The organism is Spirochaeta thermophila DSM 6578, assembly GCF_000184345.1.
Classification (GTDB): Bacteria; Spirochaetota; Spirochaetia; order Winmispirales; family Winmispiraceae; genus Winmispira; species Winmispira thermophila.
Map to the genome: position 1 here is coordinate 898,090 of NC_017583.1, position 24,737 is coordinate 922,826.

General features: G+C 61.9%; 23 protein-coding genes. 14 read left to right on the forward strand and 9 right to left on the reverse strand.

The features are described 5' to 3' along the window. Positions 1-74: 74 nt before the first annotated feature. The 4 genes from SPITH_RS03975 to SPITH_RS03990 all read left to right on the forward strand — a co-directional run bounded on the left by SPITH_RS03975 (position 75) and on the right by SPITH_RS03990 (position 5,072). Positions 75-1,613 carry a sialate O-acetylesterase gene (locus tag SPITH_RS03975; protein ID WP_014624431.1) on the forward strand — a complete coding sequence of 513 codons (1,539 nt, stop codon included), beginning with the start codon at positions 75-77 and terminating at the stop codon, positions 1,611-1,613. Positions 1,614-1,673: 60 nt separating this feature from the next. After that, positions 1,674-2,669: a glycoside hydrolase family 5 protein gene (locus SPITH_RS03980; RefSeq protein WP_014624432.1), complete on the forward strand. Its 996-nt coding sequence runs from the start codon at positions 1,674-1,676 to the stop codon at positions 2,667-2,669. Positions 2,670-2,773: 104 nt separating this feature from the next. Next, positions 2,774-3,076, forward strand: coding sequence for an ArsR/SmtB family transcription factor (locus SPITH_RS03985; RefSeq protein WP_014624433.1), 303 nt, complete (start codon positions 2,774-2,776; stop codon positions 3,074-3,076). A gap of 10 nt (positions 3,077-3,086) precedes the next feature. Further along, positions 3,087-5,072, forward strand: coding sequence for a heavy metal translocating P-type ATPase (locus SPITH_RS03990; RefSeq protein WP_014624434.1), 1,986 nt, complete (start codon positions 3,087-3,089; stop codon positions 5,070-5,072). On the opposite strand, the gene SPITH_RS03995 is transcribed toward SPITH_RS03990, so the two are convergent. The 4 genes from SPITH_RS03995 to SPITH_RS04010 form a co-directional block, all read right to left on the reverse strand. Then, positions 5,041-5,805, reverse strand: a complete 765-nt coding sequence (locus SPITH_RS03995) for an energy-coupling factor transporter transmembrane component T family protein (protein ID WP_169311809.1) — start codon at positions 5,803-5,805, stop codon at positions 5,041-5,043. The genes SPITH_RS03990 and SPITH_RS03995 overlap by 32 nt on opposite strands. After that, the gene (locus SPITH_RS04000) at positions 5,802-6,515 is read right to left on the reverse strand and encodes an energy-coupling factor ABC transporter ATP-binding protein (protein ID WP_014624436.1); all 714 of its coding nucleotides are present in this window, start codon (positions 6,513-6,515) and stop codon (positions 5,802-5,804) included. Before SPITH_RS04000 ends, SPITH_RS03995 begins: the two co-directional genes overlap by 4 nt. Beyond that, entirely contained in the window at positions 6,512-7,057 is a 546-nt protein-coding gene (locus tag SPITH_RS04005) for a biotin transporter BioY (protein ID WP_014624437.1), read from the reverse strand. The genes SPITH_RS04000 and SPITH_RS04005 overlap by 4 nt, the downstream gene beginning before the upstream one ends. A 76-nt stretch (positions 7,058-7,133) precedes the next feature. After that, the gene (locus tag SPITH_RS04010; protein WP_041624006.1) at positions 7,134-8,057 is read right to left on the reverse strand and encodes a biotin--[acetyl-CoA-carboxylase] ligase; all 924 of its coding nucleotides are present in this window, start codon (positions 8,055-8,057) and stop codon (positions 7,134-7,136) included. 221 nt (positions 8,058-8,278) lie between these two features. Here SPITH_RS04010 and SPITH_RS04015 point away from each other — a divergent pair, with 221 nt between their 5' ends. Then, on the forward strand, positions 8,279-9,250 hold the full coding sequence (locus SPITH_RS04015) for an LVIVD repeat-containing protein (protein ID WP_014624439.1): 972 nt from the start codon (positions 8,279-8,281) through the stop codon (positions 9,248-9,250). 93 nt (positions 9,251-9,343) lie between these two features. On the opposite strand, the gene glgP is transcribed toward SPITH_RS04015, so the two are convergent. Continuing rightward, on the reverse strand, positions 9,344-10,957 hold the full coding sequence (gene glgP / locus SPITH_RS04020; RefSeq protein ID WP_014624440.1) for an alpha-glucan family phosphorylase: 1,614 nt from the start codon (positions 10,955-10,957) through the stop codon (positions 9,344-9,346). A gap of 319 nt (positions 10,958-11,276) precedes the next feature. Here glgP and SPITH_RS04025 point away from each other — a divergent pair, with 319 nt between their 5' ends. Continuing rightward, positions 11,277-12,353: an alpha/beta fold hydrolase gene (locus SPITH_RS04025; protein WP_014624441.1), complete on the forward strand. Its 1,077-nt coding sequence runs from the start codon at positions 11,277-11,279 to the stop codon at positions 12,351-12,353. Positions 12,354-12,432: 79 nt separating this feature from the next. Here SPITH_RS04025 and SPITH_RS04030 read toward each other — a convergent pair whose 3' ends face one another. Then, positions 12,433-13,374, reverse strand: a complete 942-nt coding sequence (locus SPITH_RS04030; protein WP_014624442.1) for an AEC family transporter — start codon at positions 13,372-13,374, stop codon at positions 12,433-12,435. 94 nt (positions 13,375-13,468) lie between these two features. Next, positions 13,469-14,680 carry an HD-GYP domain-containing protein gene (locus SPITH_RS04035; protein ID WP_052296255.1) on the reverse strand — a complete coding sequence of 404 codons (1,212 nt, stop codon included), beginning with the start codon at positions 14,678-14,680 and terminating at the stop codon, positions 13,469-13,471. 16 nt (positions 14,681-14,696) lie between these two features. Here SPITH_RS04035 and SPITH_RS04040 point away from each other — a divergent pair, with 16 nt between their 5' ends. The 7 genes from SPITH_RS04040 (at position 14,697) to SPITH_RS04070 (ending at position 22,396) form a co-directional block, all read left to right on the forward strand. Then, positions 14,697-15,497 (forward strand): hypothetical protein, encoded by an 801-nt coding sequence (locus tag SPITH_RS04040; RefSeq protein WP_014624444.1) that lies wholly within the window; start codon positions 14,697-14,699, stop codon positions 15,495-15,497. Further along, the gene (locus SPITH_RS04045; protein WP_014624445.1) at positions 15,494-16,741 is read left to right on the forward strand and encodes a pyridoxal phosphate-dependent aminotransferase; all 1,248 of its coding nucleotides are present in this window, start codon (positions 15,494-15,496) and stop codon (positions 16,739-16,741) included. The genes SPITH_RS04040 and SPITH_RS04045 overlap by 4 nt, the downstream gene beginning before the upstream one ends. Before the next feature lie 118 nt (positions 16,742-16,859). Then, complete coding sequence (gene gltX, locus SPITH_RS04050; protein WP_014624446.1) at positions 16,860-18,338, forward strand: glutamate--tRNA ligase; 1,479 nt, start codon at positions 16,860-16,862, stop codon at positions 18,336-18,338. Positions 18,339-18,340: 2 nt separating this feature from the next. Then, a complete protein-coding gene (locus tag SPITH_RS04055; protein ID WP_014624447.1) occupies positions 18,341-19,672 on the forward strand; it encodes a glycine--tRNA ligase in 1,332 nt (443 codons plus the stop codon). Continuing rightward, a complete protein-coding gene (tyrS, locus tag SPITH_RS04060; protein ID WP_014624448.1) occupies positions 19,669-20,901 on the forward strand; it encodes a tyrosine--tRNA ligase in 1,233 nt (410 codons plus the stop codon). The genes SPITH_RS04055 and tyrS overlap by 4 nt, the downstream gene beginning before the upstream one ends. After that, a complete protein-coding gene (locus SPITH_RS04065; protein WP_014624449.1) occupies positions 20,898-21,656 on the forward strand; it encodes an ABC transporter permease in 759 nt (252 codons plus the stop codon). Before tyrS ends, SPITH_RS04065 begins: the two co-directional genes overlap by 4 nt. After that, entirely contained in the window at positions 21,653-22,396 is a 744-nt protein-coding gene (locus SPITH_RS04070) for an ABC transporter ATP-binding protein (RefSeq protein ID WP_014624450.1), read from the forward strand. Before SPITH_RS04065 ends, SPITH_RS04070 begins: the two co-directional genes overlap by 4 nt. On the opposite strand, the gene SPITH_RS04075 is transcribed toward SPITH_RS04070, so the two are convergent. Together SPITH_RS04075 and SPITH_RS04080 are read right to left on the reverse strand one after the other, a co-directional pair. Continuing rightward, positions 22,371-23,006, reverse strand: a complete 636-nt coding sequence (locus tag SPITH_RS04075; RefSeq protein WP_014624451.1) for a redox-sensing transcriptional repressor Rex — start codon at positions 23,004-23,006, stop codon at positions 22,371-22,373. The genes SPITH_RS04070 and SPITH_RS04075 overlap by 26 nt on opposite strands. 138 nt (positions 23,007-23,144) lie before the next feature. Then, positions 23,145-23,765 carry a superoxide dismutase gene (locus tag SPITH_RS04080; RefSeq protein WP_014624452.1) on the reverse strand — a complete coding sequence of 207 codons (621 nt, stop codon included), beginning with the start codon at positions 23,763-23,765 and terminating at the stop codon, positions 23,145-23,147. A 144-nt stretch (positions 23,766-23,909) separates the two neighbouring features. Between SPITH_RS04080 and SPITH_RS04085 the strand changes: the two genes are divergently transcribed. Continuing rightward, positions 23,910-24,725, forward strand: a complete 816-nt coding sequence (locus SPITH_RS04085; protein ID WP_014624453.1) for a hypothetical protein — start codon at positions 23,910-23,912, stop codon at positions 24,723-24,725. Positions 24,726-24,737 lie beyond the last annotated feature (12 nt).

Sequence of the window (24,737 nt, forward strand, 5' to 3'; positions counted from 1 at the left end):
GAGCATACGAAAGAAACCGTTTTCTCTTGTCAGGGACATCCTATCCTGGTAGGATGGGTGCGAGGAGGTATACTATGCTGAGAACCTGTGGATATCGCCTGCTCGCACTGGTGAGCAGTATCCTCTTGCTCGTGGGGTGTGTAACCATGGAGAAGACAACGGAACCCCTGGTCCCTTTGAAGACCTCGAGACTCTTCCTCAACAACATGGTCCTCCAGCGTGAGGTGCCGGTCCCCGTGTGGGGAACCGGACATCCGGGCCTCACGGTGGAGGTGCGATTCAGAGATCAGGTGAAGCGGAGCGTGGTGGACGAGGAGGGGAGGTGGATGGTCTGGCTCGATCCCATGGAGGCGTCCACCCGGGACGAGGAGATGACCATCTCCTATGTGCTCTCGGAGCGTGACCGGAGGCGGATCGCAGGGGAGCCCGAGGTCCGGGTGCTCCGGGGCGTGCTGGTCGGTGACGTGTGGCTCTGTGCCGGGCAGTCCAACATGGAGATGGGCATGGCCGCCATCGCCGATCGCGACCGGGAGCTCGAGGACATCGACTACCCGCACATCCGCCTCTACCTCATCCCCAAGTCGACCGGTCCCTTCCCGGAAAGGGATGTTCCGGGCGCGTGGTTCCCCTCCGAGCGCGAGTACCTCGTGACCGGAGGGTGGTTCGGGTTTTCCGCGGTGGCCTACACGTTCGGGAGGAAGCTCCACAAGGAGCTGGGCGTGCCCATAGGCCTCATCCAGGCCGCCTATGGAGGAAGCCCCATCCACGCCTGGATCCCCGAGGAAGAGCTTCGGGCCTTCCCGGAGCTGGCACGGTATGCCGAGATGATAGATGAGGCCCGCGCGGAGTACGAGGATGCCCTGAAGCGTGATCCTGCTGCACGTCACCCATGGGAGGGGATCACCGACTACGACAAGCTCAAGCCTGCTACGATTTACAACGCGATGATCGCTCCGCTCGTGCCCCTCGCCCTCAAGGGTGTGATCTGGTATCAGGGGGAGAGCGACGTGGGCGATGGACCCCTCTATACGGTGAAGATGCGCGCCCTCATCCAGGGACTGAGGCGCCTCTTCGGTGACCCGGCGCTTCCGTTTTTCTTCGCCCAGATCGCTCCGTGGGACTATGGGACCGAGGGGCTCCTCCCGAGGTTCTGGGAGGCCCAGGCGGCGGTGCTCGAGGTGCCGCACACGGGTATGGCGCCCACGGTGGATGTGGGCGATCCGGACGACATCCATCCCCGCCGCAAGCGTGAGGTGGGAGAGCGCCTCGCCCTCCTCGCCCTCCACGATGTCTACGGGCGGGATGATATCGACCCCTTCCCCCCCACTGCGGTGCGGGTGGTGAGGGAGCCCTCGGGGGTGCGGGTGATCTTCGCCCATGCGGAGAGGCTCGTGACACACGACGGGAATCCGCCCCGCGAGTTCTCCGTGGTGCGCTCCTCGGGAGAGGTGGTCCCGGCCCCGGCCCTCATCGAGGGACAGTCCGTGCTGCTGCAGGTGGAGCACCCCGAGGAGGTGCGGGAGGTACGGTACGCGTGGCGCAACACCCCCGAGGTGAACCTCTTCGACGAATCGGGACTTCCCGCCATGCCGTTCTCGCTGAGGGTGGAGTAGGGCGGACATCTCGACCAACTGGAGGGCGTGCTCTATACTTAGGGCAGAGGAGGTGGTCTCATGAAGCGGAAGTGGATCATCGTGCTCGCGGCGGTGGTGGTGCTCGCGGCGGGCGTGGGGGTGGGTCTCAGCCTCGCCACCGGCGGATCGGTGGTGGATCGGCACGGCATGCTCCAGGTGAGGGGCAATGCGATCTGCGATGCCCATGGCCGAAGGATACAGCTACGGGGAATGAGCCTCTTCTGGAGTCAGTGGTCGGCGCCGTTCTGGAACCCGGAGCTGGTGAGAAACCTCGCCCGTACCTGGAAGGTCTCCCTCATTCGAGCTGCCATGGGGGTGGAGAACGCCTACCTCACGAGCAACAAGTACCACAAGAACCTCCTCATCAAGGTGGTGGATGCGGCGATCGAGGAGGGAATCTATGTGATCATCGACTGGCACTCCCACAACATCTACCTTCCGCAGGCCGAGGCCTTCTTTGCCGAGATGGCCGAGCGGTATGGCAACGTACCGAACGTGATCTTCGAGATCTACAATGAGCCTGATACCGAGACATGGGACGAGATCAAGGCCTATGCGGTGCGCATCATCGAGACCATACGCTCGAGGGGGGCGAAGAACCTCATCGTTGTGGGCACGCCGCACTGGTCGCAGGACGTTGATGTGGCGGCCGACGATCCGATTACCGGGTACGAGAACATCGCCTATACCCTCCACTTCTACGCAGGGACGCACCGGGAGGAGTTGAGGGAAAAGGCCCGGTATGCTCTTTCGAAGGGGCTTCCGATTTTTGTAACGGAGTGGGGTACGTGTGAGGCCTCGGGAGATGGGCCGATTGATGTGGAGGAATCCGAACGTTGGCTCGCCTTTCTGGATGAACATATGATAAGCTGGGCGAACTGGGCCATGAACGACAAGCGCGAGAGTGCCTCGGTCCTTGTCTTCGGGGCGAGCACCACGGGGCCCTGGCCCGACGACCAGCTCACCGAGTCGGGACGTTTCGTGAAGGCCAAGATCATGGAGGCCCCGGTGAGGGTGGGGGAGCGGGTGGAGTAGGGGAGCGCTCGTACGGACTACTCCGAATGGTGAGAGGTTGACAAAAGGAATATCGTCTGTTAATATATGAATAGTTGTTCATATGTTCATTTCAAGGAGCATGTATGCCTGAGTTTTCCGAGGAACAGGAGGTCCTCATCGATGAAATGGCCTCCTTTTTCAGGATGATGGGGGATCCCACCCGTATCAGGATCCTCTCCCTCCTTTTCGACGAGGAGCTCTGCGTGCACACCCTTGCCGACCGGCTGGAGATGACGCAGTCCGCGGTCTCCCACCAGCTTGCGCTCCTTAAACATGCATGGCTCGTGCGTTCGAGACGGGAGGGAAAGCATGTGTACTACAGCCTTGCGGACGAGCACGTGAAACAGGTGTACGAGCTCGCCCGGGAGCACCTCGAGGAGATGTGAGGAGCACGGAATGGAAAGACGATACGTTCCACAGGAGATACCTCCTTCCACACGGGCGTGCGGTGGAGAGGATGCCTCCTGCAGTGCGTGTGCTGCGGTGGGCGCCTCCCCTGCTGAGAAGAGGACGCCGCTCTGGCCGTACTTCACTGCCTCTGGAGTCCTCCTTGTCTTCATCGTGCTTCGTGAGGTCATTCCTGCAGTACCGTCCCTGGTGTGGGATGCTGCCTTCCTTGCCCTCTACGTGTGGGCTGCGCTTCCCCTGTGGCAACAGGGGGTGAGGAGTCTCCTACGCGGGGGGATCCTCGACGAGTTCGTGCTCATGAGTGTGGCTACCCTGGGGGCCTGTGTGCTGGGGGCGTATGCCGAGGCTGCAGCGGTGGCGGTCTTCTATCAGTTGGGCGAGGCCCTCCAGGATCGCGCGGTGCGTCGGGCAAGGGAGTCGATCTCGGCCCTTCTGTCGGTGATGCCGGAGGTGGCTCGCCTCGTGGAGGGTGGACGAGTCCGTGAGGTACGTCCCGAGGAGGTGCGGCCGGGTCAGGTGGTGCTCGTGCGTCCTGGTGAGCGGGTTCCCGTGGATGGCGTGGTACGTGAGGGGAGGAGTGACCTGTCCCTCGCGGTTCTCACAGGGGAGTCGTTCCCCAGGGCGGTGGAGGAGGGTGATGAGGTGCAGGCAGGGGCTCTCAACCTCACGGGTCTCCTCGAGATTGAGGCGAGCCGGCCGTATGGTGAGTCCTCCATTGTGAGGATTCGACGGCTGATAGAGGAGGCGAGGGAACGGAAGGGGCGGGTGGAGCGGTTCTTCACCCGGTTTGCCCGTGTGTACACGCCTCTGGTGGTGGCGCTTGCCGTGCTCGTGGCGGTGGTGCCCCCTGTGGTGGGGCTTGGACCGCTGTCGGTGTGGGGGTACCGGGCCCTGGTGCTCCTGGTGATCTCGTGTCCGTGCGCCCTGGTGGTGGGAATCCCCCTGGTGTACATGAGTGCAATGGGTGTGGCTGCCAAGAGGGGGGTGCTCTTCAAGGGGGGAACGGTGCTTGATGCGCTCGCCCGGGTGTCCACAGTGGTGTTCGACAAGACCGGGACGCTCACGAGGGGGGTGTTCGTGGTCAAAGGGGTGGAGCCGGCCGGAGGGTTCTCGGCCGATGAGGTGCTCGAGTGGGCGGCGAGGGCCGAGGCCCACGCGGCGCATCCTGTGGCCGAGGCGGTGAGGAGGACGTATCGGGAGAAGGGAGGGGATCTCGAGGGGCTCTCCGGGGCATGGCGAGAGGTGCCGGGGCGTGGGGTGGTGGCCGAGGTGATGGGGCGGCGTGTGGTGACAGGGAGCGACCGCCTGCTCCACGACGAGGGGATCCCGCACGAGGGGTGCTCCTCCGGCGGGGGTGTGGTGGAGGTGGCGCTGGATGGCCGGCATGTGGGGAGGCTGTGGGTGCAGGATGAGGTGAGGGAGGAGGCGAAGCGGGTGCTCGAGGAGCTCGGGAAGCTGGGGGTGCGGCGCGTGGTGGTGCTCACAGGCGACACCGAGGAGGCGGTGCAGGAGGTGGCGGCGGATCTGGGGATCCGGGAGTGGAAGGCGGGGCTTTTCCCGGAGGACAAGGTGGCCGAGGTGGCGCGGTGTGCAGAACAGGCACAGGGGGTGGTGTTCGTGGGGGATGGGGTCAACGATGCGGGGGTCCTCGCGCAGGCCGATGTGGGGATTGCGATGGGGGCGGGTGGCACGCAGGTGGCGAGCGAGAGCGCGGATGTGGTGCTCATGGAGGATTCGCTCCACGGTGTGGTGGAGGCGGTGCGGCTCGCGCGAAAGGCACGGGTGGTGCTGTGGGAGAATGTGGCGATCATCCTGGGCCTCAAGGTGGGGCTCATGGCAGCCGGTGTGGCGGGGCTTGCGGGTATGTGGGAGGCGGTGATCGGGGATGTGGGCACCACGCTCCTTGCGGTGCTCAATGCGCTGAGGGCGTTTGGGTGGGGGGCTAGGAGGGAAGGAGTGCGAGGAGGGCGGTGAGGGGGGCGAGGACGGCGAGGAAGGGGAGTGGAGGAAGGAGTGATGGGCCGGTGGGGAGGGGGGGTGGGGTGAAGGAGTAGGTGCGCGCGGTGAGGGCGTCGGCGGTCTCCTGGGCGAGGAGGATGAGGTTCTGGATGAGGGTGGTGGAGAGGAGGGTGAGGTAGCGAATGGGATGGCGTGAGGGGGAGAGGAGGCGGGCGGCGAGGGCGTCCTGGATGAGGGCGGCCTGGTGGGCGATGAGGGGGAGGAAGGAGAGCATGAGGGAGAGGGTCCCGGCGATGAGGCCGCGGAGGCGGCGGAGGACGGGGATGGGGGAGAGGAGCCAGGCGAGGGCGGCCTCGAAGGAGGAGAGGGGGGTGGAGGCGAGGAAGAGGTGGGCCCACACCACCAGCAGGCCCAGCTTCCCCGCCCCCACCGCCCCCCTCACCAGCCCCTCTGCCGTCACCCGCATCCCAAGCCCTTCCCACACCACCGTCCCCTCCGTGCTCAGCGCCCTTCCCACCAGCACCAGCACCCCCAGCACCGCCACCCCCCTCAGGCTCCCCCACACCCCCCGCACCCCGCCCCCTACACACAACCCCACCCCCAGCAGCCCCAGCACCCCCAGCCCCCACCTCCCCGACGCCATGGTAGCCGCACACGCCCACACGAACCCCAGCGCCTTGCTCCTCACATCCACCCTGTGGAGCACCCCATCACCAGGCTGGTAGAAAAAGAGGAGCGTATCCCTCACCACCCCCCTCCTTCCCATATCCCCAGAGCCTCGAGCCTTCCCGCCACCTCATCCGGCCTTCCTTCCAGCACCACCCGCCCCCCCTCCATCGCCACCACCCGCTCAGCCCGGCCTCTGAGCCACCACGCCTCGTGCGAGATCACCACCCATCCCCGACCCTCCTCTGCCAACGCATCCAGGGCCTCCAGCACGTTCCGTATACCAGGCAGGTCCAGATTGGCGAACGGCTCGTCGAGCACCAGGTAGGCGGGCTCCATCACGAGCACTCCTGCAATCGCCACCCTCCGCTTCTCACCACCCGAGAGCGTTCGAGGATGACGGGCCGCAAGCTGGGAGATACCCAGACGAGCCATCACCTGCTCCACACGACGCGCCACCTCCTCTCCCGGCAGCCCCATGTTCTCAGGCCCCAGCGCCACCTCATCCCTCACTGTATGGCGCACAAGCTGGGCATCGGCACTCTGGAACACCAGCCCCACCCTGCGTCGCGCAAAGAACGGATCCTGGCGGACATCGCGACCATCCACCAGGACCCTGCCCTCGGTAGGCTGTGCGAGCCCCACCAGGTGGCGCATGAGGAGCGTCTTCCCCGAGCCGTTCCGGCCCACCACCAGAAGACGCTCACCCTCCCAGATCGTGAGCGATACATCCTTGAGACCCCACGAGCCATCCGGGAACCGGTGGGACACACCTTCCAGTACGATACTCATGCAGACTCGATGAACCCCTGCGAGATGAGGAGCGGACGGAGCGCCCGGGCGATCGCCACCGCAGCAGCTGCTTTGAGCGCATCACCGATGAGGAAGGGAAGCATCCCTGCGGCGATGGCCTTGCCCCAGTCCATGCCGAGCGAGACCTTAAGCCAGGGCACGCCCAGCAGGTAGATCACCAGCGAGCCTGCGACCACTGCGATGACCATACGTGCCAGATCGCCACGTCGCCCTGCGATGAGCCCCACCAGCACCACAGCCACCAGGTAGCCGAAGAGATACCCACCCGTAGGACCGACGAGGTGTGCGAGCCCGCCGGTTCCACCTGCGAACACAGGGAGCCCCACCGCACCTGCGAGGAGGAAGAGCCCCACGCTCGCCGCGCCGAGCCACGGCCCCAGGACGAGACCTGCGAGGAGCACAAAGAGGTTCTGCAGTACGATGGGCACCGGCCCGATGGGAATCGAAAGATACGACCCCACTACGATGAGCGCCGCGAAGAGCGCACACACCACGGCATACCGTACCGTCCTCTGATCCATGAAACACTCCTTACTATATGCGAGTTACCATCGCTGGCCACGCCAGCGCACACACGAACGCCGTTTCCACAGTCCCCTATCCCTCCACCGTGCACACCCCTGTCACCACCCTCACCCCCTGCCCCTCTGGCGTCCGCACCACCAGCTCACCCCGCCTCCCTATGTCTTCCGCCACACCCCGCACCACCTTTCCGTGCTCCTCCACCACCACACGCTTCCCCCACAGCCCGCACACCCTCCGCCATCGTGCCCTCACCACCTGTGGCCCCTCACCCAGCATCAGCCTCATGCGGGCGATCACCTCCTCCAGAAGCTCGACTCGCCGTATCCTCCCACCCGTCCACTCGTCCAGTGCCCCTGCCTCCGGCACCTCTGGCCTTGAGTGGACATTCACCCCTATTCCTACACTCGCCCACACGAGCCGCGTGTGCTCGGCGAGCACTTCCAGGAGGAGTCCTGCCACCTTCTTCCCCTCCACGTACACATCGTTGGGCCAGTGGAGCACCGCAGGCACCCCCTGCTCCCGCAACACCTCGGCCAGTGCCGCCCCGGCCCCGAAGAGCACCTCCCACGCACGGTCGAGACCCACCCCGGGCCGCCACACCACCGTGGCCGCGATGGACCCGGGCGGCGTCTCCCACCGCCTGCCGTACCGGCCCCTCCCCGCACGTTGCCGTTCTGCCGCCACCACCGTACCTGCGGGCGCCCCCGATGCCGCGCGCTCCCGCGCGAGATCCATGGTGCTCCCCGTCTCTTCCTCCCAGTGGACGAGTTCCGGATTCGAAAACTCCCAGGGATAGACAAAGTCCCCGTCTTCCTCCAGCACATATCCACCACCCGTGCTCATGATGCCGTATCCGCGCTCCACCAAGCTCTGGATGTGCTTCCACACCGCCACCCGAGAGACCCCAAGCTCCCGGGCGAGTTCCTGTCCCGAGATCACTCCACCTTCTCTGAGCCGGGTGAGGATGAGCCGCTTTGGGTTAACCATAACAATCATTTGGTTAACATATGTGCGCGCACATGTCAATCGGGGGAGGAAGGCGTCGTATGGGAGAGGGTGAAATTTCCACTCGTGCCGGTATCGGTATCTCCACTGCAGGAGAGGAGGGAATTGCGTTCGTATCCATTAATATGACTTATTCATAAAAAAATTCGAATTTTGAATTCCATAAAATTGAGTGATATACTTAAGTTTATGCTACCGTAAAGGAGTATGCCATGAAACACGTACATGTTATTCTTATCCTCACATTCCTCCTCCTCGCAGGGTGTAGCTCTCCGGTGGGAGATTCTGACCCGGTCTCCCCCGGCCTTTCGGTGGTGGGAGACCTCGGTGTCGGGAGTGCGGTGGACGTTGCCGTCGATGGGCACTATGCCTACCTCACCACGTATGTTTCCGCCACTCTTAAAATCGTTGATGTGGCCGATCCTTCCAGCCCTGTCTTGGTCTCTACCACATTCCTTCCCGGTGATGTGTCGGCGCACGGGCTCGATGTCGCATTTGGATACGCCTATGTGACCAACGAGGGGGCTTTCCGCGTGATCAATGTGAGTGACAAGGAAAATCCTGCCGTGGAAGGGAGCATCACACTTCTCAGTCAGTGGCCTGTGGATGTGATGGTCGAAGGGACCTATGCCTACGTAGCCTGGGGGCCTGCCGGCCTTGGGATCGTAGACGTGAGTAGCCCCTCCAACCTCACCATGACAGGGTGGCTCGACACCGCCGGCGATGCCCGTGCCGTGGTGAAAGAGGGACACTACGTCTACCTCGCAGACGGGGACAACGGGCTTCTCATCGTGGATGTGAGTACTCCCTCCCAACCGGTGGCCGCGGCCCAGGTCTCTGGTTTCACCGCCTCTGCGCTTACCCTCATGGGTGGGTATGCGTACGTGGGTACGGATGGAGACGGCCTCGTGGTGGTGAACGTCACCGATCCTTCCTCTCCTCAGCAGGTTGCGCAGAAAGATGTGAACGGCGGTACCAACACGGTCTACGCCGTGGCTGCTTCTGACTCCTACCTCTACCTCTCGGACGCTGAGCGCATCGCCATGCTGGACGTCTCGAATCCCGCCTCTCCCGTGGAGGTCGCCTCCCTTTCTCTTCCTTATGTGGGAGGCCTCGAGATCCACGGCGGTTATCTCTATGCAGGAGGAGATCAGGGCTCTTCTCTCATACAGCCGGGCTACTGACCCGCCGCCCCCTTCTCCCTGTACTTCATGGCGGGTTCCCTCCCTCCATCCCCATTACGGGGTGCCCCGCACCGTGTGGTGCGGGGCCTTCATTTACTTCTGATACATGCGCTCGTAGTATTCCTCGAGCATCCGCTTCACGTCGAACCGGTCTTTGGTGGTGAGGATACTCTGCCGCATCATCTCCACCCACTTCCCCCGATGTTCGTAGTAGGTGGGGATCACCTCCTCGGTGAGCACACGGTAGAGCGCTCTCGCATCGTGGGCATCGTGCTCCTCTACATTGGGGCTCGTAAACCCGTTTCCAAACTGCCACCCGTTCACCCCGTGTCGACAGGCCTCAGGCCACCATCCGTCGAGCGTGCTTAGATTGAGCACCCCGTTCATCGCCGCCTTCATGCCCGAAGTGCCGCTCGCCTCCAGGGGCCGTCGGGGATTGTTGAGCCACACATCCGCACCCCGGGTGAGCATGCGCCCTATCCTCATATCATAGTTCTCCAGGAACACCACCGAACCCGGATACTTCCTGGTCATCTTCACCAGGTTGGCCACGATCCCCTTACCCGTGTCGTCGAGCGGGTGGGCCTTGCCCGAGAAGACGATTTGCACCTTCCGGGCCTTGAGGAGAGGATCGATGACCTTTGGATCGGTGAAGATGAGATCACTCCGCTTGTACGGTGCTGCGCGTCGTGAGAAACCGATGAGCAGTGCATCGGGATCGAGCTCCACCCCGGTGCGTTCCTTCACAGAGGCGATGAGCGCCCGCTTGTTCTCCATGTGGATTTCCCACAGGTCTCCTGCACCCCCGGCCGCTCTGAGCATCCGTTCGTCAACCCAGGTGGGGAGGTGTATCGCATTGGTGATCCCGATGATCTCCGACCTTCCCTCCACGCCTTCCCACATCTTGTTGGCGGTCTCGGCGTGCAGCTGGGCCACGGCATTGGAGATGCGGGAGAGCCTCAGGGCCGCCACCGTCATGTTGAACGGTGCCCCGCCCAGTCGCACGAGCTGCTCCAGGGTGAGTCCGTGGTTGGCACCCATGTACATCAGGCGGTCCAGGTAGTGACTCTCGTTCCCCTCCTTCACCGGGGTGTGGGTGGTGAACACCACCTCCTCTCGAGTAGCCCGCACCGCTTCCTCGAAGCCCATCCCCTTCTCCATCTTTTCACGGATCAGCTCAAAGGCCGCAAATACCGCATGGCCCTCGTTGAAGTGGTACACATCCACCTCTACACCGAGGGCACGGAGGGCTCTCACGCCTCCGATACCCAGGACCATCTCCTGGGCGATCCGTTCCTCGCCGAACCACCCGTAGAGCTGACCGGTGATCCACCTGTCCTCGTTCTCGGGGAGATCCGTGTCGAGCAGGTAGAGAGGGGCGTTCCCAAAGCAGTCCACCAGCCACACCTTGCACCACACATCCCTCTGCCTGATCCGCACCTTCACCTTCACGCCCGTGTCTTTGAGGAACTCATAGCGATGGTTCTTGTAGGCATCGTAGGGCCTGCCGTCCTCGTCGACGAGCTGATCGGTGTAGCCCTGTTTCCAGAGGATCCCTATCCCCACGATGGGGTAATCGTGATCCTTCGCGCCCTTGAGGTAGTCACCGGCCAGGATGCCGAGCCCGCCGGCGTAGATCTTGAAATCGGATTCCAGGCCGTACTCCATGGAAAAGTACGCCACACGCGGGAGTACTCGGTCGCTCATTACACCCTCCTCGATGGTATACGCCTAGTATACCCCGGTCTTTCGAATTATGCAAGCGTTTGCATAAAAAGAGAGGCCGTACTACTTGGTGTTGAAAAAACTGGAGAAAGAGACAAGCAGATGGTGGGGGAGTAACGTTGTCCAGATGGTAGCTCATCTGATAAAGTAGGTCAACCCGCACCATCCCAACCGAGAGTTGATTTGCTGTTGTGACTCTCTTTAGGATTACCCTCTCTCCAAACGGCGCTTGTGCGTTGATGTGTGAGGGTCGGTACACGTATACTGGCGCTGCACGCCGAGCAACTGGGGGAGGTTACACATGAGTGGGAGAGCAGGAAAGACCTTGAGGGTGCTGCTCCTCGTCACGGGTGTGTTGACCGTGGTGGTACTCGCCTTTGGTGTGTACATCGTCCGCTATGAGGTTCCTGAGAACGAGGTGCTCATCCACGCAGGGATCACCGAGAAGACCACCGTGGTTGGGGAGGTGAGTTTCAACTATGTGGAGGGGCCGACCAACGGGCCCGCGCTCCTCCTGCTCCACGCCCAGACACTGGACTGGCATTCCTACCGAAAGGTCTTGCCGGACCTCGGCTCCCGTTTCCACGTCTTCGCTGTGACCTATCCGGGACACGGAAAGACGACTGTGCCGGATGACTATCCCATGACCGCCGAGCGGATCGGCACGGATCTTGCGACGTTCATCGAGACGATCATCGGAGAACCCGTCTATGCCACGGGCAACTCGGCGGGAGGGCTCCTTGCAGTATGGCTTGCGGCGAACAGACCCGATCTGATTCGTGCGATCGCCCTCGAGGATCCGCCCCTCTTTTCTTCGGAGTATCCGGAGGTCAGGCGAACGGTCTCCTACAAGCTTTTTCGGAAAGCACATGAGGCTTTACGTGATCCTGGCTTTGACGGCGACTTCCTCGATTACTGGGTGCAACACGGAAAGGAGTTCTTCTCGACCTACACGGGGCCTTTATCGCAGTACCTGCTTAGGCTGCTCGTGAGCCTCTACAGGGCGCTGAATCCCGGGAAACCCCTGGAACTTCCTTTCCTTCCCGTGACGGTCCAGGAGATGCTCCGGGGGCTCGATCGTTATGATGCTCGTTTCGGGGCCTCGTTCTACACCGGGGAATGGAACAGGGGTTTCGATCATGCCGAAGCACTCCAGCGTATCACCTGTCCCGTGTTGTTGATTCACGCGAACTTCGATTACCTCGAGGACGATACCTTAAACGGGGCCATGACCCAAGAGCAGGCCGAGCACGCGGTCTCTCTGCTGGGACATGGAGCCGATGTGAGATATGAGAGAGTGGATTCCGCTCATGTGGTACACCTGGAAAGGCCTGGACTGTTTGTCCGAATGATCGAAGACTTCTTCCTCATGCCGTGAAGGTGTGGTCGATACCACTCCAGACGGACTGGGGCATCCTCTCCTCGTCCGAAAGGGGGAGAGACAGGCACTACCGTCCTCATGTCCCGATCATGGGGAAGCGTGCGAAGTACACCAGGAATGCGCCGAGGGACACCAGCGTATACAATGCGAGGGTGGTGTTGATCCTGCCCTGTTCTTCGTCGTGTCGCTCTCCCATGAAGATGGGGATCACATACGGTGGTGGGGAGAGGAGGAGGACGAAGAGGGCCGTGCTGTAACCGGATGGCAGGTCCAGCCATCCTTTGAAGACGAACCGGCTGAGTGCAAAGAACAGGAGGAGGACTGTCGGGAAGCGAACCGCGAGGGTCCTGAATGCCAGATGGAACCCGTGTGGGGAGAATTCGAGCCCTGCTCCCACTACCAGCAGGATGAGAGGTCCAGTCATACTCGCGATCATCTCCAGCATGCGGATGATGCCGGCCGAGATAGGTGCCCCTTCCAGCGGAATCCGAAGTCCCAGGAGGTTCGCCGTGAGGCCAAGCACTATCCCGATGATCACTGGGGATGTCATGAACGAGAGGATGGTCCTGCCGAGTCCTCTTCTGCCACCCGCTGTGCCGATGAGTGCAGGGACGAAGATGAACCAGATGAAGAGCTCGTGTCCCAGATCCGTCACTGCGATGAGAGGGATGTGCTCCTCCCCGTATGCCACGCTGAAGACCCCAAAGGCGAACATGCCGTATTCGAAGCCGCTCATGAGAAACGGCGCGAAGGTTCCCTTCCCCCCTATGGGCTCCATCTTCCGCAGGAAGAAGAGCAGAAGATTCAGGGCGAAGATAAGGACCACCACCAGGGTCAGCCGAGGGTCCAGCTCGATTCGGAGAAACGAGAGGAACATGACGGCAGGTAATCCCAGGTCGATGACGAGGTTCTTCAATGTCGAGAGGCCGGGAGGCTCCAGAACCCGGATTCTCCGGAGTAGATGACCGCTCGCGATGAGCAACAGGACGGGGAGCAGTTTGTCGACTATCTGGAGCACCGATCCTCCTTGATACAGAGTCCTTCTCACTCATTCGAAGGGGGTGTCTACGAGGAAAGGAGCGCGGATCGCCGTCCCTGATCCCTCCGGCTCCTCACCCCAACAGTTCCTCCACCTCTTTCTGGGTGAGGGCGCGGCGGATGGTGTTGATGCCTTCGTCGGTACGCACCAGGATGGGATCTTTGAGCCGGTGGCCCCGGTCGTCGAAGAGTATCTTCACCACGGGACACCGGGGGTTCTCCGGGTTCGACTCCACCACCAGGCCCTTGGCGCCGGACTGGAGCATCACGTACGAGCCGATGGGGTAGAGCGAGAGCATGAAGATGAGCGACCTGAGGAGCATTTCATCGTACCACTTGCCGGCCCGTTTCATCATGTCGAGGAGGCTCGTGTGCCCTTCGGCCGGTGGACGATAGGGACGCTCCGCGGTGAGCGCGGCGTAGGTGGAGCATATCCCCATGATCCGTGCGGCCACGGAGATCTGGTCGCCCTTGAGGCCGCGGGGATAGCCCGAGCCGTCCATGTGCTCGTGATGCTCGAGCACGGCAAGGCAGACGGGAATCGGGAACCCGAACGAACGCAATGTCTTGTAGGCGATCACCGGATGGGCGGTGATCGCGCGTTTCTCCTCGGGGGTGAGCACCCTGTTCGAGAGGTAGAGCTGGGGCGGAAGCCGGATCATCCCTATCTCGTGGAGCAGGGCGGCGGTCACGAGGTCGACCAGTTTGAACTGGGGGATCTGGAGGCGCAGCCCGAGGCCCGCCGCGAGGATGGCTGTCTTGGCGGAGTGGACGATGAGGTAGTTGCGCCGGGGATCGTCCATCTCTTGGATCCTGAAGATGAACGGCTGGTGGAGGCGGACGGCGGTGATCACCTCCTTGGCCTTGTCGGCAACCGTGCCGGGGTTGAGCCGCTGGTTGTTGAGAAACGCGGAATAGGTCTTCTCGCAGAAGGTCACGAGATCAGAGAAAAACTCCCGCACCGCCTGCAGCGTCTTCTGCTCGGCGGCGTCGACCACGAGGGATGGTGCCTCCTGGCCGGTTCCCCCTTCTCCTTCCTCTACAGGGAGTATCCCCCCCGGTGGATTATCCGAGAGACTGCCGTTGCTCCACACGGTGAGGAATCCCCACCGCACCAGACGGTTGATGAGCTCCGATGAGACGGGCACCTCGGGAGGGAGGAGGATGTATTCCTCGTCCAGGTACAGGTCGTCCGAACAGTAGCTATCGGGTTTGAGATCTTTCACCGGGATCTGTTTCATCTTCTGTTGACCGCCCCATGGGGTATACGTTACACTCTTTTTCATTATAGGAGAAAACACGGTGAAATTTAAGGTCCTTTTTCTTGCCTTCGTCGGCGTGGTGGTCCTCGCATCCCTCCTCCTCGTGTTGCTCCCCTTCTGGATGCTCGGCTGGGAGTATGCCGTGTCCTTCTGGTCCTCGTACTGGTACCTGCTCGCGGGATTTCTCCTCCTCCTCGTGCTCCTTCTGCTGTTCTATACGAGGAACCGTCTTTTCTTCTCCTATCTAGAGGAAGAACAGTGGGATGCCCTCTACGAGCTCCTCTCGAACCGGATCTTCAAGCTGAGGCGGGTCTCCCGGGGGGACGTGCAGCTCTATCTCACGCTCGCTGCCATGAGGGGGGAGTGGGAGGCCATTCGGAGGCTCGATGTCTTTCTCGAAGAGGTGAATCCCGCGGTACACCGGACGTTTCTCCTCGAACTCGGACTTCCTCTGATACTCTCGAACGAAGGCGAGGCGATACGGGATCACTATGCGAACGCTGTCGGGCGGCTCAAAGGCGCCGACAGGGAGTGGTCACAGTGGTTCCACGGCTACGGACTCATCCTCTGCAACGAGTACGAAGAGGCGGAACGGGTGCTTTTCTCCCTCCTCGACGGGGGAAAGAACCCCGCCGTCCGTCTGCTCTCGTTCCATGCCCTCAGCGAGTTCTTTCCCAAGGACGAGGAGCGGCAGACGCTCCTCGAGGAGAAGAGGGAAGCCTTTCTCCGTGCCGTACCCAAGTCCGCCCTGAGACGCTACCTCGATGGACACAGGGAGGAGCTTGTGGTACTTATCATGAACAAACTCATAGCCGATGCGGTAGAACGGGTGTACGTATGAAACAACTTTTCCAGAAATCGCACAAGCTCGACGACGTGTGTTACGAGATCCGCGGGCCTGTCATGGACGAGGCGAGACGGATGGAGGAGGAGGGATTCCAGATCCTCAAGCTCAACATCGGGAACCCTGCGCCGTTCGGGTTCAACACCCCGGACGAGATCCTCCACGACATCATCATCAATCTACCGAATGCGCAAGGCTACGGAGACAGCAAGGGCATCTTTCCCGCCCGGAAGGCGGTGATGCAGTACTACCAGGCCAAGGGGGTGTTCGACGCCGACACCGACTATATCTTCATAGGTAACGGCGTGAGCGAGCTCATCTCCATAAGCCTCCAGGCCCTCCTCAATCCCGAGGACGAGGTGCTCATCCCCGCTCCGGACTATCCCTTGTGGACTGCGGTCACCCGTCTCGCGGGTGGAAGACCGGTACACTACATCTGCGACGAGGAGAGCGACTGGATACCCGACATAGACGACATACGGCGGAAGATCACTTCGCGCACGAAGGGCATCGTGGTCATCAATCCCAACAACCCCACGGGTGCGGTCTATCCTCGGGAGGTGCTGGAGAAGATCTACGAGATCGCCTGTGAACACAACCTGGTGATCTTCTCGGACGAGATCTACGAGAAGATCATCTATGACGAGGATGCGCGAGCCGCATACTCTCCCATGTCGCTCATCGCCGAGGATGCCCTGTGTCTCACCTTCAACGGCCTCTCAAAGGCCTACCGAGCCGCCGGACTCCGTGCGGGATGGCTCATGATCAGCGGCAAGAAGCGACCGTTCGCCAAGGACTACATCGAGGGGATCTCGCTCCTCTCGAACATGCGTCTGTGCAGCAACATGACCGCCCAGTTCGGGATCCAGACCGCCCTCGGCGGGTATCAGAGCATAGACGACCTCGTGAGACCGGGCGGCAGGCTCTACGAGCAGCGGAACCTCTGCTACGAGCTCCTCAACCAGATTCCGGGGGTCTCGTGTCGCAAGCCGAAGGGTGCCCTCTACTGCTTCCCGAAGCTTGATGCCGAGCGCTTCGGCATCGAGAGCGACGAGCTGTTCGTGCTCGATTTCCTGAGGGAGAAGAAGGTCCAGGTGGTGCAGGGCACGGGTTTCAACTGGCCGCACCCCGACCACTTCAGGATCGTGTTCCTTCCCGACAAGGACACGCTTCGCGACGCCATCGGGCGCCTGGCCGATTTCCTCGCGGATTACCGCCAGAACGGGGCGGGGGTGGCCTAGAGGCTCACACGCCCGGAGACGGCACCACCTGCCCGGCTTCCCGGTGCGTTCCCTCGCCTTGACCCTCGTTCGAGGCTCACTTATAATCCCTTACACATCTTCGACTTCTGGAGTGTCCATGAGCGTCCGAGTACGGTATGCGCCCTCGCCCACCGGGCTTCAGCACATAGGGGGGCTTCGCACGGCCCTGTTCAACTACTTCTTCGCCCGCTCGCAGGGGGGCACCTTCATCCTCAGGATAGAGGATACCGACAGGGAGCGCTACGACGAGCGGGCCCTCCAGGACCTGTTCGAAACCTTCGAGTGGCTCGGTATCACCTGGGACGAGGGACCGGGCAAGGGCGGACCGTATGGTCCGTACTTCCAGTCGGAGCGGAAGGAACTCTATCAGGAGCACGCCCGTCTCCTCGTCGAAGAGGGACATGCGTACCGCTGCTTCTGCACTCCGGAGCGTCTGGAACAGCTGAGAAAGGAACGGGGAAAGGGACGTGCCACCGGCTATGACCGGCACTGCAGGAACCTCCCCCCCGATGAGGTGGAGCGGCTCCTCGCCGAAGGAAGGCCCCATGTCATCCGGTTCAAGGTGCCCGTCGAGGGGAGCACGGTCTTCGAGGACTACCTGCTGGGGAGGGTGGAATACCCCAACGCGGACGTCAACCCCGATCCGGTGCTCCTCAAGTCCGACGGGTTTCCCACCTACCATCTGGCCAACGTGGTGGACGACCACCTCATGCGCATCACGCACATCCTGAGGGCCCAGGAATGGATCCCCTCGACACCGCTCCATGTCCTCCTGTACCGGGCCTTCGGGTGGGAACATCCTGTCTACTGTCACCTTCCCATGGTCCTCGGTCCCGACGGCCAGAAGCTCTCGAAGCGTCATGGCGCCACGAGCGTGCAGGAGTTCCGGAGGATGGGGTACCTTCCGGAGGCCGTCGTCAACTACGTCTCCCTCCTGGGGTGGGCCTACGACGACTCCAGGGAGCTCTTCACGCGGGAGGAGCTCGAGCGGGTCTTCACCCTGGAGAAGCTCAACAAGTCCCCTGCGGTCTTCGACTACAAGAAGCTCGAGTGGTTCAACGGCGTGTATATCCGTGCGAAGACCGATGAGGAACTGTTCGCCCTCCTCCTCCCCGTCGCAGAGGAGACGGGGCTCCTCCCGAGCCCTCCCACCGATGAGGAGAAGGAGAAGCTCAGGCTCGCGGTGCCGATCGTCAAGGAGCGCCTCAAGGTGCTCCGCGACGTGAAGGACCTCCTCTGGTTCCTCTTCCACGAGGTTCCCGACTACGAGCCGGCTCTCCTGGTGCCGAAGAAGCTCGACGCGTCTGCTACGATGAGGATCCTCGCCGCCCTCAAGGAGGAGCTTGCAGGCTACTGGACGCGTACGGACGAGGAGAACGAGCAGAGGATGCGGGCCCTCGCGGAACGGATGGGGATCAAGCTGGGACAGCTCCTCATGCCCCTCAGGGTGGCCGTCACCGGCTCCACGGTCTCCCCACCCCTCCTCGAGTCCATACGGCTCCTGGGAGCGGAAGAGACGTTGCAGAGGATCGACCGCGCACTTGAAAAACTTTCATCGCTCACGGAAGGAGAGTAGACATGGCACAGGTGACCCTCGATACCATCGTGTCGCTCTGTAAGCGCCGCGGATTCGTGTTTCAGTCGAGCGAGGTCTACGGTGGACTCTCGTCGGCATGGGACTATGGTCCACTTGGTGTGGAGCTCAAGAACAACATCGAACGCTTCTGGTGGAACGAGATGGTCCGGAAACGCCGGAACATCGTGGGACTCGATGCCGCCATCCTCATGCACCCCAAGGTGTGGGAGGCCTCGGGCCATGTGGAGAACTTCCACGACCCTCTCGTGGATTGCAAGGAGTGCAAGGCCAGGTTCAGGGCCGACCAGATAGATCTCTCGGCTCCCTGTCCGGAGTGCGGTGCGAAGGACTCCTTCACCGAGCCGCGCCAGTTCAACCTCATGTTCAAGACCCACCTGGGGCCGGTCGAGGACGAGAGTACGGTGGTCTACCTGCGGCCCGAGACCGCCCAGGGTATCTACGTGAACTACAAGAACTGCCTGCAGTCGAGCAGGCTCAAGGTTCCCTTCGGGATCGCCCAGGTGGGCAAGGCCTTCAGGAACGAGATCGTGACCAAGAACTTCATCTTCCGCACGTGCGAGTTCGAGCAGATGGAGATGCAGTTCTTCGTGCACCCCTCCGAGGACAAGAAGTGGTTCGACTACTGGAAAGCGGAGCGGATGGAGTACTACAGGAAGATGGGTATTCGGCCTGAGAAGCTCAGGTTCCACCAGCATGGACCGGACGAGCTCGCCCACTATGCCAAGGAGGCGGTCGACATCCAGTACGAGTTCCCGTTCGGATGGAGGGAGCTGGAGGGGGTTCACAACCGCACGGACTACGACCTGAGCCGGCACTCGCAGTTCTCGGGGAAGGACCTATCGTACTTCGACGACGAGACGAGGGAGCGGTACATCCCCTACATTATCGAGACCTCGGCGGGACTCACCCGCAGCGTGCTCATGGTCCTCTCCGATGCCTACGATGAAGAGGAACTCGAGAACGGTGAAAAACGTACGGTGCTCAGGTTCCATCCTCTCATCGCCCCGATCACCGTGGCGGTGTTCCCGCTCATGAGGCGTGATGGGCTCGATACCTATGCCCAGAACCTCGAGGAGGAGCTGAGGGACCACTTCAACACCTTCTACGACGAGAGCGGGGCCATAGGCCGCAGGTACAGGAGGCAGGACGAGGTGGGGACTCCCTACTGCATCACCGTGGACTACCAGACCCTTGAGGACGACACCGTCACCCTTCGGTATCGGGACTCGATGGAGCAGGTGAGGGTCCACAGGAACGAGGTCGTGTCTGCCATTCAGCAGGCCATCAGGGAGTACAGGAGGGTCGGCACATGAGCGACGCCCTCGCTGTTCTTGCCGAACGCGGCCTGGTGAAGCAGTGCACCGACCTCGAGGGGCTCGGGGCCCGTATGCAGGAGGGCCCCGTCACCTTCTACCTGGGGATCGATCCCACGGGTCCGAGCCTCCACGCGGGACACCTCGTCCCCCTCTTCGCTGCCACGCACCTGGTGAACGCGGGGCACCGTGCCATCATCCTCATAGGCGGGGGCACGGCCCGCATAGGGGATCCCTCAGGCAAGACCGAGATGCGCAGGATCCTCTCCGTGGAGGAGATAGATCGCAACGCCCGGGCCATCCAGGCCCAGATAGAGCGTTTCTTTCCCGTGGACGGGAATAAGGCTCTCATGCTGAACAACGCCGAGTGGCTCGCCGACCTCAACTACATCGACTTCCTCCGGGAGATCGGACGGCACTTCTCGGTGAACCGGATGCTCAGTTTCGAAACCTACAAGGCGCGCCTCGAGACCGGCCTCTCGTTCATCGAGTTCAACTACCAGCTCCTCCAGGCCTACGATTTCCTGGTGCTCAACGAGCGCTACGGCTGCACCCTCCAGATAGGCGGGGACGACCAGTGGGGCAACATCGTGGCCGGGATCGACCTCATACGGAGGGTGAGGGGAGAGGAGGCCTATGGCCTGACCATGCCCCTGGTCACCCGCTCGGACGGGAAGAAGATGGGGAAGACCGAGAAGGGAGCCCTGTTCCTCGATCCCTCCATGGTGAGCCCCTACGAGTTCTTCCAGTATTGGAGGAACGTGCCGGACCAGGACGTGGCTACGTTCCTCAAGTACTATACCTTCCTTCCGATCGAAGAGATAGCGACCCTCACGGCCCACACGGACGAGCGGATCAACCTGGCCAAGGAGCGGCTCGCCTACGAGCTCACCGCGCTCATCCACGGCAGGGAAGAGGCCGACAAGGCACTCGAGGCTTCCCGGGCGGCATTCGGGAAGGGGGGGCAGGACCGTTCCTCCATCCCCTTCGTGGAGATCCCACGGGAAGAGCTCGAGCACGGTATCGGTGTGGTGGAGCTTTTCGTGAAGACCGATCTCTGTGCCTCCAAGAGCGAGGCCCGTCGTCTCATCTCCCAGGGCGGTGCCTACATCGAGGGCGAACAAGTGAAGGATCTGGAGCAGGTGGTGCGGTTGCAGGATGTGCCCGAGGCGGGGGAGATCCTCCTCCGGGCGGGCAAGAAGCGATATTTCAGGGTCGTGGTGAGATGAGTACACGAGGATGGGGGAGGGAACCCGGTCTCGTACTCGTCGTGCTCGGGGCGCTCCTTCTCTGGAAGGTGGTGTCCCTCCTCGCGGGAAGCCCGTTGATCGTTCCTTCTCCCGAAGAGGTGGTGCTGAAGGTAGTGGGGATCCTCCGGGATCCCCTCTTTCTTTCCCACGTGGCCGTGACCACGCTCAGGGCCCTGGGCGGGTTCGCATGCGCCCTGACCGTAGGTGTAGCGCTTGGAGTGCTCGGGGGGGTCTCCGGAGGTCTCATTCTGCCCCTCAGGGCTGCTGCGGTGGTGCTCCAGTCGGTGCCCGTGGTCTCGGTGATCCTCATCCTCCTCATCTGGGTGGGGAGCGCGCTCACGCCTTTCTGGGTGGGACTCGCCATGGCATTCCCCATCATCCTGATCACCACGCTGGAGGGGATGGAGGCGGCCCCGGTGGATCTGCTGGAAATGGCGAGGGCCTTCGGGCTTTCTCCCAGGGTACAGATCACCAGGATCTACATCCCCTCGCTGATACCTTTCGTACTGGCCGGGGCGCGCTCGGCGCTGAGCCTCGTCTGGAAGGCGGTCATCGCTGCAGAGGTGATCGCCTTCCCCTCCTCGGGGGTGGGGACGGCCCTCTACACCGCCAAGCTCTTCATCGATACCCCTGGGGTCTTCGCCTGGACCTTGATCGGGGTGGTCTTGAGCGGTCTCTCCCATCTGCTGCTCGGCCTCGTCTCCAGGAGGGTCTTCTGGGGAGGGATGCGGTGAGTGGGATCAGGCTCGATGGCATACGCGTGGCCTTTCCCGGAAGGCTCGTGTTCGACGACTTCAGCCTCACCATTCCCGAGGGGAAGATCACCTGTCTCATGGGACCATCGGCCTGCGGCAAGACCACCCTCCTCAGGGTCCTCGCAGGACTCCTCACGCCCCAGGCGGGTCGATGTACCGGACTCCCCGTCGGCCCTGTGAGCATGGTCTTCCAGGAGCCGAGGCTCCTCCCCTGGGCCACGGTGAGGGAGAACATCGCCCTCGTGCTGCCACCACACGAGGGGGAGAGAACGATGGTCGAGCATCTCATGGAGGAACTGGGCCTTGCCCCCTATGCGGGCGCCTATCCCCACCAGCTCAGCGGAGGACTCAAGCAACGCGTGGGCCTCGCCCGCGCCCTCGCCTTTCCCTCACCGCTACTCCTCATGGACGAACCCTTCCTCTCGCTGGACCTCGTGCTCCTCTCGAAGACACTACGGGTCTTCCACCGCCTGTGGAAGGAACAGCCCCGTACCACCGTGCTGGTGAGTCACAGACTCGAGGAGCCCCTCCTCCTCGCGGACCACGTGGTGGTCCTCGGAGGAGCTCCGACCCGGCCTGTAGCTTTCTTCGAGCATCCAGTGCCCCATGGGGTGGAAGACATGACGGATCCGCGCCTCCTTCCCCTCGAGCACGGGATACGACAGGCCCTCGCCTCGATCGAGGAGCCTCGTACTAGCGGGCGAACTTCGCCATCTTGAGCGAGAGTACCGCGTACCCCGAGGAGAGGTCCTCCTGTTGAACCACCACGTGGGAGGGCAATTTGAGCTTCACGTTGGTGAAGTTCCAGATCCCCTTGATGCCATGGTCCACGATGATTTCGGCCACTTCCTGCGCCACCTCGGGCGGCACGGTGAGGATGGCCATCTCGAAGCCCTCCTGTTCCTTTACCGCCGCGAACTCCGAGAGGGAGTGGATCCTCGTGCCGTGCACCATCTTGCCGATCTTCGAAGGATCCACGTCGAAGGCCGCGGCGATGTGCAACTTGTGTCTCTTGAGCTCCTGGTATCCCAGGAGGGCCTGTCCCAGGTTACCCGCTCCCACGAGACAGGCGAACTGATCGATGTCCCATCGGAGGAATCGCTCTATGGCGTGGATGAGTTCCTGGACAGGGTACCCGAGCCTGGGTTTCCCCATGATACCCGTGAGGGCGAGGTCCTTCCGCACCTGTATGGCCTCGAGCTCGAGTTCCTGTGCGATGTAGGTTCCGGAGATGTATTCCCTCCCTTCCTCCGCCGCTCCTTTCACCACTTGAAGGTACGATGGAAGCCTCCGGATACTCGGTACATTGAGCAGCTTGTGTCGCTTCACGCTTTCCTCCACACGGGTCGAATGAAATTTATGACTTTTATTATATGATAAACACGAGAAAAAGAAAAGACTGAATAATTTTCTATACAAAAAACAGGGGAACGCCTCACGTTCCCCTGTTCGATATCGGTGGGTGGATCACAGCGAGGCGAGGGCCTCTTTGTAGCGTCGTTCGACTTCCTCCCAGTTCACCACGTTCCAGAACGCGGCGATGTAGTCGGGTCTCCTGTTCTGATACGACAGATAGTAGGCGTGTTCCCAGACGTCCAGGCCCAGGATAGGTATGAAGCCGTCCATGTAGGGGCTGTCCTGGTTGGGGGTGGAGTAGACCTGGAGCTCCCCATACGCGTTCACCACGAGCCAGGCCCAGCCGCTCCCGAACCTGGTGGCGGCCGCCTTGGAGAAGGCCTCCTTGAAGGCATCGAAGGAACCGAACGTGGAGGCAATGGCCTTGCCGACCGCATCCCGGGGCGTCCCGCCACCTTTGGGCGAGAGCACGGTCCAGAAGAGGCTGTGGTTCGCATGCCCGCCGCCGTTGTTGCGTACCGCGGTCTGCACCTCCTCGGGAAGGCTTTTGAGATTCCTGAGAAGGAAGACCAGGTCTTTGTCCTTTGCAGCAGGCGCTTTTTCGAGCGCGGCATTGAGGTTATTCACGTACCCGGCATGGTGCTTGGTGTGATGTATCTCCATGGTCCGGGCGTCTATGTGAGGCTCGAGTGCATCGTAGGGATAGGGAAGTGAGGGGAGTGTGAAGCTCATAGGATTCCTCCTGATTCCGTATTTATTACTAAAATAATCATGTTTTGTTCGAACAGCAAGGCCCCGTTCGGGCTTTCGGTGTTGACATGCGTTCCGGCTTCCATGTTTAATGCAGAGAGTGATATGGTACGAGGAGGTGACGAGATGAGACGTTCCATGCTGGCAGGAGGGCTGCTCGTGCTTCTTCTTCTCTCTGGATGCGAGAGGCTCGAGCGGAAGAGCGTGGAGACTGCGCCCACCGGTGGAGAGCCCGTGGCGAGCGCCCAGGAGGAAGGCGTGTCCTCGAGGAACATCCCCCGGGAGGAAGCGCCCGCCGTGGTGCTGGAGGCCGTGAGTATCTGGGACAGTCTCGACAAGGGCAAGAAATCCCTCGCCACGGCGACCGTGGGTGAACGGGTCACCTTCCTTGGGGAGATCAAGGAGGGAGTTTCCTCCAGCGGCAACAAGCTGGAGTACGCCCTCGTACGCCTCTCCGACGGTACCCAGGGTTGGGCGTACACCGGATACCTCGCACTCAGGGCGACATTGGGGGTGATCACCAAGAAGGTGGACTACTACCAGAGACCCACCACCCTTCTACCCTCGGGGCAACTCGAGCCCTTCACCCTCATCGGAATCGGTGAAAAGAAGGAGGAGGGAAGACAGCAGATCTACTTCTTCGAAAATTCCCGCAATGTGGTGAGGGAGGCGTGGGTCATGGAGGGGTTCTCGGACAGGGACGTGGACCTCAGGCTCACGGCACGCTACTTCCTCATCCTGCGCGATGAGGACCTCCCGCCCGAAGAACGGTATCAGAAGCTCCTGGAGCTCGCTCAGGAATCCCAGGCCGAGCCGGTCTCGGCGGATCTCGTGGATTCGCTCCAGGTGAAACTCGACGAACTCGCGCAGGAGCTCGCCGAAGAGGCAGAGGAGACGCCTTCTCCCGAGCCTTCTCCGGAGACGACGGCCTCTTCTATGTGAGGGGCTTTTCTG